The organism is Cryobacterium aureum (genome assembly GCF_002954245.1).
GTDB lineage: Bacteria > Actinomycetota > Actinomycetes > Actinomycetales > Microbacteriaceae > Cryobacterium > Cryobacterium aureum.
The window spans coordinates 357,084-372,202 of record NZ_PPTG01000048.1 but is presented as its reverse complement, the minus strand read 5'-3'; the positions used below and the strand labels follow the sequence as shown (position 1 = coordinate 372,202).

13 protein-coding genes and 4 tRNA genes are annotated in these 15,119 nt (G+C 63.3%); 2 read left to right on the top strand and 15 right to left on the bottom strand.

Translation table 11 applies throughout. The annotated features are described in order from the left end of the window. Positions 1-149: 149 nt before the first annotated feature. The 15 genes from secF to CJ028_RS18540 all read right to left on the bottom strand — a co-directional run bounded on the left by secF (position 150) and on the right by CJ028_RS18540 (position 12,206). Complete coding sequence (gene secF / locus CJ028_RS18610; protein WP_105036673.1) at positions 150-1,163, bottom strand: protein translocase subunit SecF; 1,014 nt, start codon at positions 1,161-1,163, stop codon at positions 150-152. After that, a complete protein-coding gene (secD, locus tag CJ028_RS18605) occupies positions 1,163-2,899 on the bottom strand; it encodes a protein translocase subunit SecD (protein ID WP_105036672.1) in 1,737 nt (578 codons plus the stop codon). The genes secF and secD overlap by 1 nt, the downstream gene beginning before the upstream one ends. Positions 2,900-3,046: 147 nt before the next feature. Beyond that, positions 3,047-3,433 (bottom strand): preprotein translocase subunit YajC, encoded by a 387-nt coding sequence (yajC, locus tag CJ028_RS18600; protein ID WP_105036671.1) that lies wholly within the window; start codon positions 3,431-3,433, stop codon positions 3,047-3,049. Between the two features lie 119 nt (positions 3,434-3,552). Continuing rightward, the gene (ruvB, locus tag CJ028_RS18595) at positions 3,553-4,617 is read right to left on the bottom strand and encodes a Holliday junction branch migration DNA helicase RuvB (protein ID WP_105036670.1); all 1,065 of its coding nucleotides are present in this window, start codon (positions 4,615-4,617) and stop codon (positions 3,553-3,555) included. Further along, positions 4,614-5,282, bottom strand: a complete 669-nt coding sequence (ruvA, locus tag CJ028_RS18590; protein ID WP_105036669.1) for a Holliday junction branch migration protein RuvA — start codon at positions 5,280-5,282, stop codon at positions 4,614-4,616. The genes ruvB and ruvA overlap by 4 nt, the downstream gene beginning before the upstream one ends. Beyond that, on the bottom strand, positions 5,279-5,920 hold the full coding sequence (gene ruvC, locus CJ028_RS18585; protein WP_105036668.1) for a crossover junction endodeoxyribonuclease RuvC: 642 nt from the start codon (positions 5,918-5,920) through the stop codon (positions 5,279-5,281). The genes ruvA and ruvC overlap by 4 nt, the downstream gene beginning before the upstream one ends. A gap of 4 nt (positions 5,921-5,924) precedes the next feature. Further along, complete coding sequence (locus tag CJ028_RS18580) at positions 5,925-6,689, bottom strand: YebC/PmpR family DNA-binding transcriptional regulator (RefSeq protein WP_105036667.1); 765 nt, start codon at positions 6,687-6,689, stop codon at positions 5,925-5,927. Between the two features lie 76 nt (positions 6,690-6,765). After that, positions 6,766-7,335, bottom strand: coding sequence for a DUF1697 domain-containing protein (locus CJ028_RS18575; protein ID WP_105036666.1), 570 nt, complete (start codon positions 7,333-7,335; stop codon positions 6,766-6,768). 75 nt (positions 7,336-7,410) lie between these two features. Further along, positions 7,411-8,055: a pyridoxal 5'-phosphate synthase glutaminase subunit PdxT gene (gene pdxT / locus CJ028_RS18570; protein ID WP_439099061.1), complete on the bottom strand. Its 645-nt coding sequence runs from the start codon at positions 8,053-8,055 to the stop codon at positions 7,411-7,413. Positions 8,056-8,066: 11 nt separating this feature from the next. Continuing rightward, complete coding sequence (gene pdxS / locus CJ028_RS18565; protein ID WP_105036665.1) at positions 8,067-8,969, bottom strand: pyridoxal 5'-phosphate synthase lyase subunit PdxS; 903 nt, start codon at positions 8,967-8,969, stop codon at positions 8,067-8,069. Positions 8,970-9,073: 104 nt separating this feature from the next. Then, a complete protein-coding gene (locus CJ028_RS18560) occupies positions 9,074-9,691 on the bottom strand; it encodes an HIT family protein (protein WP_205684094.1) in 618 nt (205 codons plus the stop codon). A 1-nt stretch (position 9,692) separates the two neighbouring features. Beyond that, positions 9,693-11,678, bottom strand: a complete 1,986-nt coding sequence (gene thrS, locus CJ028_RS18555; protein ID WP_240607465.1) for a threonine--tRNA ligase — start codon at positions 11,676-11,678, stop codon at positions 9,693-9,695. 208 nt (positions 11,679-11,886) lie between these two features. After that, a tRNA-Val gene (locus CJ028_RS18550) sits at positions 11,887-11,958 on the bottom strand. A 42-nt stretch (positions 11,959-12,000) separates the two neighbouring features. After that, positions 12,001-12,074, bottom strand: a tRNA-Cys gene (locus CJ028_RS18545). Positions 12,075-12,134: 60 nt separating this feature from the next. Then, positions 12,135-12,206, bottom strand: a tRNA-Gly gene (locus CJ028_RS18540). 405 nt (positions 12,207-12,611) lie between these two features. On the opposite strand from CJ028_RS18540, the gene CJ028_RS18535 reads away from it, so the two are divergent. Together CJ028_RS18535 and CJ028_RS18530 are read left to right on the top strand one after the other, a co-directional pair. After that, positions 12,612-12,687 (top strand) — tRNA-Val (locus CJ028_RS18535). Positions 12,688-13,860: 1,173 nt separating this feature from the next. Next, positions 13,861-15,075 carry an MFS transporter gene (locus CJ028_RS18530; protein WP_161499027.1) on the top strand — a complete coding sequence of 405 codons (1,215 nt, stop codon included), beginning with the start codon at positions 13,861-13,863 and terminating at the stop codon, positions 15,073-15,075. Positions 15,076-15,119: the final 44 nt, after the last annotated feature.

The window sequence follows — 15,119 nt, the reverse complement described above, 5'->3', positions numbered from 1 at the left end:
CGGTGGCTGTCCATGGGCGGGCTTGCGTACTGTCAATTATGCCGGTTTCGCCGGGGCAGTCCGTACGCCCGCAGCAGAACGCAGCGCGGGACCTGCAGGAACGGCCAGCCCGCAGGGGCTGGCCGTTCTCGGTGTGCGGGTGATTCTGACTAGGCGGTGACGCTCGCAGCGGCCGGGGTAGAAGCCTTGGCGCGAGCAGCGAGGGCTTTCTTGTCGTGCTTGCGAATGGCATCCTCACCGTTTCGCAGCTGGGCATACAGCGGCGACGCGATGAAAATGGTGGAGTACGTACCGACCAGAATTCCAATCAACAGAGCGAGCGAAATATCGCGCAGGGTACCGGCGCCCAAAACGAACGCTCCGATGAACAAAATGGATGCGACGGGCAGGGCGGCAACGATGGAGGTGTTGATGGAACGCACCAGCGTCTGGTTGACGGCGAGGTTGACCGACTCAGAAAAGGTTCGGCTCGAGCCTGACCCATCAAAGTTGGTGTTCTCACGAATCTTGTCGAAGACCACGACCGTGTCGTAGAGCGAGTAGCCGAGAATCGTCAGAAAACCGATCACCGCGGCTGGTGTGATTTCGAAACCGGTGATTCCGTAGAACCCGGCGGTGATGACGAGGTCGTGCAGCAACGCGACCATGGCTGCCACCGACATCTTCCAGGTGCGGAAGTAGATCGCCATGATGATGCCGGCGAGAACGAGGAACACGACCAGGGCGCGCAGGGCCTGCCCCGTGATGTCCTGACCCCACGTGGCCCCGATGAACGACGTCGCTACTTCAGTGACCGGCACGTCAAAAGCGGCGGCGAGAGCATCCCGCACTCCCGTTGTCTCGGTCTCCGAGAGCTGGTCGGTCTGCACCCGCACGCCGTCGGAGCCGACTGTGGAGACCTTTGGAACGGCGTCGGGAACGACGCTCGCGACGGCATCCGTTGCAATGCTCTCGGACTGGCTTGTGGTCTGCGAGACGACGAACTGGCTCCCGCCGGTGAACTCGATACCGAAGACGAATCCGCCGCGCAGCAGGAATGGGCCGATCAGGGCGATGAGGATCATGCCGCCGGCGATCAGGTACCAGAGTTTGCGGCGCCCGACGATGTTCAGCGAACGAGCGCCCGTGTAGAGATCATTTCCGAATTTCGAGAAGCTGGCCATCAGGAATCCTTCCCGTCCGTCGATCGATCAGTGCTGGTACCAACGAGCTTGGTGCCTACAAGCTCAGACGCCTTGCGCTCGGCGATGGTTTGTCGTTTGGCGGCTTCCTTGCTCGAGGAAGAGACCTTCGTCGGCGATATGGACGCCGAGGGCTCAAAGCGAGCCCGTCCGCGGTAGACGGCACCGAGGGCGCGGGGATCGAGTCCGCTCAACTTGTGGCCCTCGTTGAAGAATTTCGTTTTCGCGATCAGCTGCAGCATCGGGTGCGTGAACAGGCTGACCACGAGGAGGTCGACGATGGTGGTGAGGCCGAGGGTCAGGGCGAAGCCCCGCACGTTGCCGACCGCGAGCACGAACAATACGGCGGCGGCGAGGAAGTTGACGACGTCCGAGGCGACGATGGTGCGGAATGCGCGCTTCCAGCCGGCTTCAACCGACGATTCTAGCCCGCGGCCATCACGCAATTCGTCGCGCACACGTTCGAAGTAGACGATGAACGAGTCGGCGGTGATACCGATGGCCACGATCAGACCGGCGACACCGGCCAGCGATAGGCGATACCCCTCGCGCCAGGACAGAATCGTGATGAGCAGGTAGGTGATCACCGCTGCGACACCGAGCGAGGCGATGGTGACGAGGCCGAGCAGTCGGTATTGAGCGAGCGAGTACAGGACTACGAGGATCAGACCGATCAGGCCGGCGATGAGGCCGTTGATCAGCTGGGTCGAACCGAGCGTGGCCGAGATGGTGTCCTGGCTCTGCACCGTGAAGCTGATCGGAAGAGCACCGAATTTCAGCTGGTCGGCGAGGGCCTTGGACGTCTCCTGGTCGAACGAGCCGGTGATCTGCGGCTTGCCGTCCAGGATCGCGGCCTGCGTGGCCGGGGCCGAGATCACGTGCCCGTCGAGCACGATCGCGAACTGGTTCTGCACACCGGTGAGGTTGAACAAGCGCTGGGTGACATCGGCGAACTTCGCGGTTCCGTCGCTGTTGAAGACGATGTTGACAGCCCACTCGCCGGTAGTCGCGCCGCTTTGCGTGGTGCGCTGGCCATTGGTCGCGTCAGCGATCGTAGATCCGTCTACCTCGACCGGGCCGAGAATGTACTTGAACGAGTCGTTCGCTTCGCAGGTGATGAGCGGATCATTGGCCGGTGCCACGTTGGTCGTGTTGATCTTGCTGCAGTCGAAGGCGTCGTATTCTGCCTGGAGCGCGGGGGTGACGTAGTTGAGGTCGCTCGCGTCGGTCGGTTCGACGGCGGGTGTGGTCGACAGGGTCGGATCGACAGTCGCCTCCGGCGCCGGCGTAGCGGTGCCGTCTGCGCCGATCGTTTGTCCGGACGGCTGGCCCGCGACGAGCACGGCGCGAAACTCGAGCTTGGCAGAGGACTTGATCCGTTCCAGGGTGGCGTCATCGGGGGTACCGGGGATCGATACCACGATGTTCTGGCCGCCCTGGGTGTTGATCTCCGACTCGGAGACCCCAGAGGAGTCGACGCGCTGGCGAATGATACCAACGGCTTCGCTCAGTTGCTCCGACGTGACCGTCTGGCCGCTCTCGAGCTGCGGGGCGAGGATGATCTGCGTTCCTCCCTCGAGGTCGAGGGCCAGTTTCGGCGTCCACGATCCGTTCTGGGTGAACACACCGAACGCGTTGAGGGCGATCAGGCCGACGATAATCACGCCAAGCCAGGTCAGGGAACGCCAGGCCTTCTTGGCCGGAGACGACTTAGCCACCTATGAACTCAGCTTTCTGTTGGCGCCCACACCAAACTGTGTGGACGCACCGCGTGATGCAGTACTTGCATTTCGTGCAATAAAAGACGTGCCAAGCGAGTATGCCCTACGAAATGGACCGTACTGAACTAAGCCTGCCGAAAACGACTACGCGTCGCCCTTTTTGGGCTGGTCGGTCGGGTCGGTGTCAAGATCGGCAACGCGCTGGCCGAATTCCGGCTCGTTCAGCGAGTCGATGGCCTCGACGCTCTCGTCGTCGAGTTCGTCGGCGACAACCGGCTCGACGACGCGAGCGATGGTCTGGCGGTGGATCTCGACGATGACGCCGGGTGCGATCTGCAGTTCGACCTTGTTGGCTTCTTCATCGATGGCAATGATCGTGCCGTACATGCCGAAGTTGGTCATGACGTCGGCGCCGGGAACCATGGTGGCCTGCAGAGCCTCCTGATCTTTCTTGCGCTTGCGGCCGTTGCGGAACATGAAGAAGACGAGTACGGCCAGAACGGCCAGCATAACGAGAGTCAGATTATCCATGGAGCAGTGAAACCTTTCGATTGCGGCGCGGGTGGCCGAAGTGTGTGGGTGAATGCCCGATCGCTGTACGAGCAAATCCGTTCGGAAATATTCGGTCTGGACAGATGGGCCAAATTGAATTATAGGTCAAGTAAGGTCGCACTTCCCTGTGGAGTCGAGCCAACAGGTGGTACCAGACCAAAATGTTGCCAGGCCGCGCTGGTCGCAACACGGCCGCGCGGGGTGCGCGTGAGGAAGCCTATCCGTACCAGGAACGGTTCGACGACCGCTTCGACCGTTTCGGACTCCTCGCCGACGGAGACGGCCAGGGTGTTGAGCCCGACCGGTCCGCCGCCAAAGCGGGTCAGAATGATCTTCATGACCTCCCGGTCGAGCCGATCAAGGCCGATCGCGTCGACGTCGTAGAGCTCGAGGGCCGCGTGCACCGCCGCGATATCGGCCGCTCCCCCGTGCACGAGCGCATAGTCGCGTACACGGCGCAGCAGGCGGTTCGCGATACGCGGTGTGCCACGGCACCGTCCGGCAATCTCCGCGAGGGCATCCTTTTTGATCGGCAGGTCGATCAACTGCGCTGCCCGGGCCAGCACCTGCTCTAGCTCGCTCTCAGCGTAGAACTCCAAGTGGGCCGTGAAACCGAAACGGTCACGCAAGGGGTTCGGCAGCAGGCCAGATCGGGTCGTGGCACCGACCAGGGTGAACGGGGCCAGGTCGAGTGGAACGGAGGTGGCGCCAGCACCCTTGCCCACCATGATGTCGATGCGAAAGTCCTCCATGGCGAGGTAGAGCATCTCCTCGGCGGAGCGTGCCATGCGATGGATTTCATCGATGAACAGCACCTCACCGGGTACCAGGGATGACAGCACGGCCGCGAGATCGCCGGCGTGCTGAATGGCCGGACCGCTCGACATGCGCAACGGACGGTTGCCCTCGTAGGCGACGATCATGGCCAGGGTGGTCTTGCCGAGGCCGGGAGGGCCGGCCAGGAGGATGTGGTCTGGCGTGCGATTCTGCATGGTCGCGGCGGTCAGCAGCAGCTGCAACTGCCCGCGCACCTTCTTCTGGCCGACAAATTCGGCCAGACTCGCCGGGCGCAGGGCACCCTCGAAGGCCAGCTCGGACTCGCTTTCGAGCGAAGGGCTGACCAGCTTGATGGCGGAATTTTCGATGGCGGGATCGGTGGTCATGAGCGAGCCGTACCAGTGCTTTCGGCCGCCGCCGACCCGGTGGCGTGGTGTGCCGCCGGACCGAGGCGGCCGAGGGCCAGCCGGAGCACAGCGGCCACCGCCGGCGGCGCAGGGGCGTCACCGGCGGCATCCGCCAGCTCGGTGAGGGTGTCATCGACCGCCTCGGCCGCGACGCGTTCAGACCAGCCGAGGCCGATCAGCGCAGCCTGAACGCTGGCAGCGACCGACGTGGCCGCTGGCAGGCGGGTTGGAGACATCGCCGCAGTGACGGCCAGCTTGCCGGTCAGGGACAGCACAATGAGTTTGGCAGTTTTCGGTCCGATACCGCTGACCTTGCGGAACGCGCCGTCGTCGTCGGCCGAAACGGCTTGCGCGATCTGGTTCGGGGTGAGCACCGCGAGCACACCGAGAGCAGATTTGGGGCCGACCCCGGTCACGCCCACGAGCAGTTCGAAGACGGCGAGCTCGTCAGCGGTGGGAAAGCCGTAGAGGGTCAGTGACTCTTCGCGCACGATCAGGGTGGTCATCAACAGGGCTTCGTCACCACTGCGCAGGCCGAGTGCGGTGGCTGGTGTCACCTGCAGTCCCAAGCCGACTCCCCCGACCTCGATCACTACGGTTGAGCCCACGGCTGACAGGACAAGGCCACGTACGGAAGAGATCACCTCTTAAGACTACGGGGCACCGCTGACACTCCTCGCACAGACACAGCGTGCACCGACCCGCGTTCGGCGTCGCGCCACGCTCTCTGGGCCGGCGTCAGCACGCCCGTCGTGACCGTGGCAGCTTTCACCGAGGCGACGGTCGGCAGGGTGCCACCGGAGGCTCCGGTGCGCCAGGCGTGGCAAATCGCGAGGGCGAGGGCATCCGCTGCATCGGCTGGTTTGGGTATCTCGGCCAGCCCGAGGATGCGGGCGACCATGGTGCCAACCTGCTTCTTATCGGCGGCGCCGTACCCGGTGATGGCGGCCTTCACCTCGCTCGGGGTGTGCAGGGTTACCGGCAGTCCGCGCTGTGCGGCGAGCAGCAGGGCCACACCGCTGATCTGGGCGGTGCCCATGACGGTGCGCACGTTGTGCTGGGCGAAGACCCGCTCAATGGCGATGAACTGCGGCCGATGTCGGTCGAGCATCTCTTCGAGGCCCCGGGCCAGCAGGAGCAGCCGCTGCTCGAGGGGCAGGTCGGGTGCGCTGCGCAGCACGGTCACGTCGACCAGGCGGGCGGATCGGTTCCCTTCGACGTCGACCACGCCCACACCGCAGCGGGTGAGGCCCGGGTCGATGCCGAGAACCCGGACCGCCATCGAACTACTCGGACTCGGCTGCGAGTGCGGCCTGTGCCTCGGCCGACAGGTCGTAGTTGGAGTACACGTTCTGCACGTCGTCGAGGTCTTCCATCGCGTCGATCAGGTGGAACACCTTGCGGGCGGTTTCGGCGTCAACCTCGATCTTGAGCGAGGGAATGAACGCGATGTCGGCCGACTCATAGTCGATTCCGGCGGCCTGCAGCGCGGTGCGGGTGGCGACCAGGTCGCTCACGGAAGAGTGGATCTCGAAGGTCTCACCCTCATCGATGACCTCTTCTGCGCCGGCATCGAGAACGGCGAGCATGATGTCGTCTTCGGTGAGGGTCGGCAGGTGCTTGACCACAACGACGCCTTTACGGTGAAAGTTGTAGGCGACACTGCCCGGGTCGGCCATGGCTCCGCCGTTGCGGGCCATCGCCGTACGTACCTCGGCTGCGGCACGGTTTTTGTTGTCGGTGAGGCACTCGATCATGATCGCGACGCCGTGCGTGGCGTAGCCCTCGTACATGATGGTCGTGTAGTCGACCTGCTCGCCCGACAAACCGGCACCGCGCTTGACCGCGCGGTCAATGTTTTCGTTGGGCACCGAGGTCTTCTTGGCCTTCTGAATGGCGTCAACCAGCGTGGGGTTACCCGAGAGGTCAGCGCCGCCCAGCCGGGCCGCGACCTCGATGTTCTTGATGAGCTTGGCGAACGCCTTGGCGCGCCTGGAGTCGGTGACCGCCTTCTGGTGCTTGGTGGTGGCCCATTTGGAATGCCCGGACATACATCTCCCGTTGTTGTGCTACGTCAAAATTAAGTGATCGCTGCGTGGTCGGTGCACGCATAGGTGCCGAGTCAGTCTATCCCGGTGTGAGTTCCAGCAGCTTGTGCAGGGTGTGCAGGTTGCGGGTGGTCGTCGTGTCGCGGTACTTGAGCTTGGCGCTCTTCTTACTGAAGGCGCTCTTGATGCCAACAGCCTTGCGCACCTCCCAGTACAGCACGCCGTGGCCGAGTTCGATGCGTTCGTCGGCGGCGTCGAGCTCCCTGGCGTGACCGGCCAGTTCGCTGAGATGCCCGGGGTCTGAGGAGAACATGACATAGGAATGCCAGCCGTCATGATCGGCGGTGTATGGGTAGGAACGCACAATTCGGTCGAGCGATTCGGCGTCGACCAGCACGATCCAGGCTTCGTATTCGAACCGGGCGGTCAGGGCCGCTTCAATGCGGGACTTGAGGGCGGCGGCATCCACTTTGTTAGCCAGAGGAGTATCGGCGAGCGGACTGTCGATGCTGAAGATGACGTTGCCGCTTGCCAGCACGGTTTTGACATCGGTGTAACCGAGGTCGTGAAAGGTGTCGGCGAGATCGGCCATGGCGATGGTGATGCCGTTGACGTTGATGCCGCGGAGTAGTGCTACATAACGGGTCATCGTTGACCACCGGTTGTCTGAGTCATGTCTGAACCCTAGCCACACTCTCGCGCCCGGCACAATTCAGCCAAGCGCTCACCGGGCAGCGGCGACCAGTTTCTGCAGGAAATACTGGTGAAAACGGTATTCGCCGGTGATTTCCGGGTGAAAAGAGGTTCCGAGCAGGTTGCCCTGCTGCACAGCGACGCACCGCCCGTCGTCGAGGACGGCCAACGCCGTGGCTCGCGGGCCGACGGTCTCGACGACCGGAGCCCGGATGAATACGGCGTGCACCGGCAGCTCGCCGAGCGCCGGAACGTCGAGGTCGGTTTCGAAGGAGGCCGTTTGGGAGCCGAACGCGTTGCGGCGCACCGCGATATCCAGACCGCCGAGACTCTGCTGCCCGTTCATGCCGTCGAGAATGGTATCGGCGAGCATGATCAGGCCGGCGCAGGTGCCGTAGACCGGCAACCCGCCCGCTATCGCGGCCTTGAGCGGGTCGGCCAGCCCGAACGTGCGGGCGAGTTTGTCCATGACGCTCGATTCGCCACCCGGAATGACCAGACCGTCAATGCGGTCGAGCTCTTCCGGACGGCGCACCAGGTCGACTTCTGCTCCGAGCTCACGCAAGACCTGCGCGTGCTCACGAAAATCGCCCTGCAGGGCGAGAACGCCCACCCGCAGACCCGCCGGTATGGCGGTTTCTGCCGGTCGGGTGCCCACGCTGGAGAGAATCGTCACGAACGGATGCGCTACCAGCCGCGGGTGGCGAGGCGGTGCGGCTCGGCGATGTCGGACACGTTGATGCCGACCATAGCCTCGCCCAGGCCGCGCGAGACATCCGCGATGACCTTGGCGTCGTCGTAGAACGTGACGGCCTTCACGATGGCCGCTGCGCGCTGCTCGGGGTTTCCCGACTTGAAGATGCCGGAGCCGACGAACACGCCGTCAGCACCGAGCTGCATCATCATGGCGGCGTCGGCCGGGGTGGCCACGCCTCCGGCAGTGAACAGCACGACGGGCAGCTTGCCGGTGGCGGCAATCTCGGCGACGAGCTCGTAGGGAGCCTGCAGTTCCTTGGCGGCAACATACAGTTCGTCGCGGCTCATCGAGGTGAGACGCTTGATCTCGCCGTTGATGGTGCGGATGTGCTTGGTGGCTTCGGAGACATCGCCGGTGCCGGCTTCGCCCTTGGAACGAATCATGGCCGCGCCCTCGTTGATGCGGCGAAGCGCCTCACCGAGGTTGGTGGCGCCACAGACGAAGGGGATGGTGAAGTTCCACTTGTCGATGTGGTTCGTGTAGTCGGCCGGGCTGAGCACTTCGGACTCATCGATGTAGTCGACGCCGAGCACCTCGAGAATTTGCGCTTCAACGAAGTGACCGATGCGGGCCTTCGCCATGACCGGAATGTTGACCTCGGCGATGATGCTGTCGATGAGGTCGGGGTCACTCATGCGAGCCACGCCACCCTGCGAGCGGATGTCGGCGGGAACGCGTTCGAGCGCCATGACGGCGACAGCGCCGGCGTCTTCAGCGATACGAGCCTGGGCAGCGGTGACGACGTCCATGATGACGCCGCCCTTGAGCATTTCGGCGAGTCCACGCTTGACGCGGCTCGAGCCGAACTGCTCGGCGGAGGTTGATTCAGTCATAACTACGATCCTATTCCTTGCACGGTGGTGGTCTGGTCGGAGGCTGGTGAGTGTGAACGGAACGGGCCGGGGCGCACCAGCACGCGCCCGGCCGTTGGGGAAAGCTAGAGAGTGCCTGGGGCTGCAGCCTCAGGCGTCACGGGCCGCGGCCAGGCTTCGGCGATTTCCCGACGCACGTCGCCGAGCAGGCGCGGGATGGCCTTGGTGCCGGCGATGATGGGAAAGAAGTTGGAATCGAGCGCCCAGCGGGGCACGAGGTGCTGGTGCAGGTGCTCGGCGATGCCGGCCCCGGCAATGCGCCCCTGGTTCATACCGATGTTGAAACCGTCGCAGTTCGACACCTCGGCCAGCACGCGCATGGCAATCTGGGTGAGTTCACCGATCTCAGCGATCTCCTCCACAGTGGCCTGGTCGTAGGTGGCGACGTGCCGATACGGGCAGACCAGTAAATGGCCGCTGTTGTACGGAAACAAATTGAGCAACACATAGGCGTGGGTGCCCCGCGCCACGATCAGCGCCTTCTCATCACCCAGGGTCGGCGCGATGCAGAACGGACAGTCGTCGGAGTGCGGCTGCTGACCGTCCTGAATGTAGACCATCCGATGCGGTGTCCAGAGCCGTTGGAAGGCATCCGGAACACCGGCAAACTCGGCCGACGACTCCCCCGCGCCCGCGTCGGCGGCGTCAGAGCCCCGCAGTCGATCAGCCGGAAATGCCGCCATGCTACGCCTGCACTTCGGCCACGGCGGGACTGATTGCGGCGACCGGGGTGGTCACGATCTGGGCGCGGGTCTCGATCGATTCCACGATGAGCCGCACAGCTTCGGCAATGGGCACCCCGTTCTGCTGCGTGCCGTCACGATAGCGAAAGCTCACCGCCCCGTTGGCCTGGTCGTCCTCACCCACGATCAGCTGGTAGGGCACCTTGGCCTTGGTGTGGGTGCGAATCTTCTTCTGCATGCGGTCGTCAGAGTGATCGACCTCGGCGCGCACGCCGGCCTTCTTCAGGGTCGCAATTACGTCATCGAGGTATGGGCCGTACTGCTCGGACACGGGAATTCCGACAACCTGCACCGGTGCCAGCCACACCGGAAATGCCCCGGCGTAGTGCTCGGTGAGTACGGCGAAGAAGCGCTCGATCGATCCGAACAGGGCGCGGTGAATCATCACCGGACGCTGGCGGCTGCCGTCGTTCGCGGTGTATTCGAGGTCGAACCGTTCGGGCAGGTTGAAGTCGAGCTGAATGGTCGACATCTGCCAGGTGCGCCCGATAGCGTCCTTGGCCTGCACGGAGATCTTGGGGCCGTAGAACGCGGCTCCGCCCGGGTCGGCGACCAGATCGAGACCGGATGCCTCGGCCACCTCGCGCAGCGTTTCGGTGGCTTCTTCCCACGCCTCGTCGGTGCCAACGAACTTCTTCGGATCCTTGGTCGACAGCTCGAGATAGTAGTCCTTGAGGCCGTAGTCGGCGAGCAACTGCAGCACGAAGTTGAGGGTGCTGGTGAGCTCCTCTTTCATGCCTTCCTTGGTGGTGTAGATGTGCGCGTCATCCTGCGTCATGCCGCGCACGCGGGTGAGCCCGTTGAGCACACCGGACTTCTCGTAGCGATAGACCGAGCCGAATTCGAACAGGCGCATCGGCAGTTCGCGATAGCTGCGACCGCTGGATTTGAAGATGAGGTTGTGGAACGGGCAGTTCATCGGCTTCAGGTAATAGTCGATGCCCTGACGGGTGACATGGCCGGTTTCGTCGCGTTCCTCGTCGAGGTGCATCGGGGGGAACATGCCCTCGCGGTACCAATCGAGGTGGCCCGAGGTCTCGAACAGGGTGGACTTGGTGATGTGCGGAGAATAGACGAAGTCGTAGCCGGCCTCGGTGTGGCGTTTGCGGGAGTAGTTCTCCATCTCCTGCCGGATGATGCCGCCCTTGGGGTGGAACACAGCCAGGCCAGAGCCAATCTCTTCCGGAAAGCTGAACAGGTCCAGCTCGGCGCCAAGCTTGCGGTGGTCGCGTTTAGCTGCCTCTTCCTGGCGAGTCTGATATGCGCGCAGTTCGTCCTTGGTGGGCCAGGCCGTGCCGTAGATGCGCTGCAACTGCGGGTTCTTTTCCGAACCACGCCAGTAGGCAGCGGCCAGACGGGTGAGGGAGTAGCCGTTGCCGATCATGCGGGTGTTCGGCAGGTGCGGGCCGCGGCAGAGGTCTTTCCAGAGAGTCTCCCCCGTCTTCGGGTCGACGTTGTCGTAGATGGTGAGCTCAGCGCCGCCGACCTCGACCGATTCTTCGTCGGCGGTCGGGCTGTTGTTGGCGGCAGCATCGCCGCCCTCGCCGGGTCCTCCCTTGATGCCGATGAGTTCGAGCTTGTAGGGTTCAGCAGCAAGTTCAGCGCGGGCCTCGTCGTGGGTGACCACGCGACGCACGAAACGCTGGCCCTGACGGATGATGCGATCCATGGCCTTTTCGAGCGACTTGATGTCGTCTGGGGTGAACGGGTCTGCCACGTCGAAGTCGTAGTAGAAACCGTCGGTGACGAACGGGCCGATGCCGAGGCGGGCGGCCGGGTTGACGGTCTGCACGGCCTGGGCCAGCACGTGGGTGGCGGAGTGGCGCAGAATGTTGAGTCCGTCGGGAGAATTTATGCTGACCGGTTCGACAGCATCCGTCGGCAACACTGTGGCCGCCAGATCTTTCAACTCACCGTTGACGCGCATCGCCACAACGGATCGATCGGTGAAAAGCGCAAAGCCGTCAGCCACGTGTATAACTCCCTATTGATTACCTACCGTCAACTTTAGCGGCGTGCGCGGCGGAGTTCGTCGGCGGACAGAGCGCGGGCACATTTCTCCATGCACCGTCGCGATTTTGGGCACAAAAAAGCCCCAGCGAACCGGGGCTTTGTTGTGAACGGAAAATACTCTGTGGGCGATACTGGGATCGAACCAGTGACCTCTTCCGTGTCAGGGAAGCGCGCTACCGCTGCGCCAATCGCCCAAGATTCTGGGAACTACTTATCCTACGAAAGTGCACGAAGAATGGAGGTGGATACGGGATTCGAACCCGTGTTAACGGCTTTGCAGGCCGCTGCCTCGCCTCTCGGCCAATCCACCAATTGGGTTCATACCAAACGAATTGGAACCGCACCCGAAGGTGCGATTCCAGTTCATTCGAGCGGATGACGAGATTCGAACTCGCGACCCTCACCTTGGCAAGGTGATGCGCTACCACTGCGCCACATCCGCAACTGTCCGCATTTCTGCGTACTCAGAGACTCTAGCTGAATAGCAAGACGGAAACCAAACCGAGCCGTTTACGGCGTGTTGCGCCGTGTGTTGCGGGCACCCTCTGGCCTGCTTGGCTGCCTGACAGCGCCTCCGGGCAGGCGCGGGAGTTGCGCCAGACTGCGGGAGTTCGGCCCTGGCCGGAAACCCCGCGTAATGCGAGGCGCGGGACGTACGCCAATGCGCACCAGTTCCGCCTCGCGCGCAGCGGCGCAGCTCCCGCGCGCCCTATGGTCGACCGTGCCTTCCATAGTGGCTGGGCAGGCCCCGGGGCGCACGCGCCACTCCCGGTGCGGCATGGATGTGCGGCGACGCTCCAGTCTGGGCTAGTATCAGTAGTCGCAACTTCGGTGGCGAATATAGTTTGGGCGATTGGCGCAGCTGGTAGCGCGCTTCCTTCACACGGAAGAGGTCGTGGGTTCAAGTCCCGCATCGCCCACCAAGCAAAACCCTCGGTCAACGGGATTTTTTTCGCCCACGTGTTGCTTTTTGGCCGCGAAATGGGCTTGAAAAAGCGCCGAAAAAACACAAAATATACTGAACCTTGTTTTGTGCGTCTTTTCGCTTTCGCTTATTCGCCAAAAAATGCACAGATAAACACGGGCCTCGTGGCCTGTTTTGACGGCGGCCCACTCCCCCGCACGGGATCTCTCGGTCGTGGCAGGGCCCGCCCGCAAGCCGCCGCCCAAGCGCTTCCAGATGGGTTCGTTGGCCACCTCTGCTCGTGGCGCTACACAAGGCTCAGACGCCGGGCTGAGCCTCCTGGTGAGCGGGGAAGGGATGCGGGTCGCGTGCAGAACTCGCAATCCAGTGAGAGCGAGGTCACATTTAGAATTGGCGGCCGTCGCCGGCATCTAAAGCTCGGGTGGAGCTAGGAAATCAGTTCGGGAAACGCCGTCTCCCAAACCTGTTGGCAGCGTGCGGGCAATATGAGTGCCGGCCAGATCGCGACCAAGAAACTTTGTTGAGGAGCGACTCCTGCTGAGCTGTCGACCCCGTTCGAATAACAGCCTGATACGTCTTGGCCTGCTGCCACTCCTCGGAGAGATCGATGATCCGGTCAGGGGCCCCAGTAGACGTCAACCGGCAGTTCGATGATGCCGGCCTGTGGACCAGTCAGGGCCTCGAGCGAAGAAGGCACACGTTGACGAAGCAGCACTCAAGAGCGGGAAACCGCACCACTCACAGGGACGAAGCCCGGCCCTCTTCTGGGGTTGTCTACGCTTGAACGTGTCGCGTAGCTTCGGGGACGTGGGTTTGATGATCGACGATCATGCTGACGTGGCCGCGCAACCGACGCTGCGCTCGCGCGCTCCCGCCTACTCCGTGATGCAAAAGTGCCTGCGGATCCAGGCCACCGCCCCGCCCCAAGCGCGGGCCGCAAGAGATGGTCACCTGGATTGCGCGGACATACCATCGCAGGCGTCGCCAACGCCGGCTCGGACGCCTCACCCCGATCGAGTTCGAGATACTAGACACAGCCCTCATAGCTGCCTGAACCACCCCACACCGCAACCGAAAACTAAAGCCTCAGCAGTCCCCTCCACCCCTCACCGCTCCAACCAGGATGAAAGCTGGACGCATTGTGCATGATGAAACTCAACCCAAAGCCTCGATGCGATGGGTCATGCTGGCCGTGATAGCGTTCGGGACGGTTGCGATGACCTTCAACTGGTTTGTCATGCCGCCGACCTTCGGAGGTGTGGCCGCGGCGTATTCGATAGATCTCCCCCAGCTGGCGCTGCTCATCTCCGGCTTCGTAATTGGATACGGCATCATGCACATCCCCGCAGGATTCCTCGCCGCGAAGTTCGGGATCCGCGCCACTGTGGTTACCGGCCTGGTTCTGGAGGGTACACTCACGTCGTTGGCAGGCATCGTCGACGGGTACCCGGCGCTGCTCATCACGCGCATCCTCGCTGGTGTCGCCGCTTCGATCTATGCCGGCATCAGCATCGCCGCAGTGAGCGTCTGGTTCAAGAACCATGAGCACGCCGTCGCGCTCGGCGTCGTCTCGGCCTCGTTCAGCACCGGGGTCGCCGTTGGCCTCTACGCCTGGACACCGGTCGTCGAGGGCCTTGGGTGGAGAGGGGCACTCGTTCTCGCCGGTCTCGTCACACTGGCCGCTGGCCTTGTCGTACTGTTGGTCTACCGCATCCCGAAAGGCATTCCCAGCCTGCTCGGTGTGAAACTCAGCGGTTCCGCCATCGCCGCGGTTCTCCGCAACCGCTTCCTGTGGCGCTACGGGCTCGCGTTCTTCGGTGGTTACGGTGCCTACTTTTCGGCCTCTCAGCTCATCGGTGTGTACGCAGCGGCCGACCGGGGCTTCTCAGGGGGAGTCGTTGCGATCGCTGGCCTGTTGGTGGGAATCGCGGGTATTCCGGGCAGCATCACGGCGGGCGTTCTCGCCGACCGAGTGATGAGCGCTCGTGCGACCTTCCTACTCTTCCTGGCCATCCAGGGACTCGGCATCCTGTCACTGCCGGTCGCTGGGCCCGACACACTATGGCTGTCCGCCGCCGTGATCGGATTCGGTTTCAACGGCTGCTTCGCTGTGTGGCTGACCGCGCCGGGCAACGACCGCAGCGTTCCGCCTGAACTGATCGGTACCGCTGTCGGGTTGCTCTTGACTATCACGGCAGTCGGCGGATTCGTCATGCCATGGGTGTTCGGTGAGATCGCAGCCTCGGCAGGCTACGCAACGGCCTGGATCGTAATCGGCCTCCTGACCCTCGTCTTCGGAGTGTTCGTTCTGACGGCCAGCCGCAGACGTCGCGGCGAAGCGTTCCCGGCCACAGCAGAGCAGAGCCCCGTGACGTCCCGCCGCTGAGCACCGCGCGTCGATGGTGCTGGCACCCACCCACACGGGCTCTT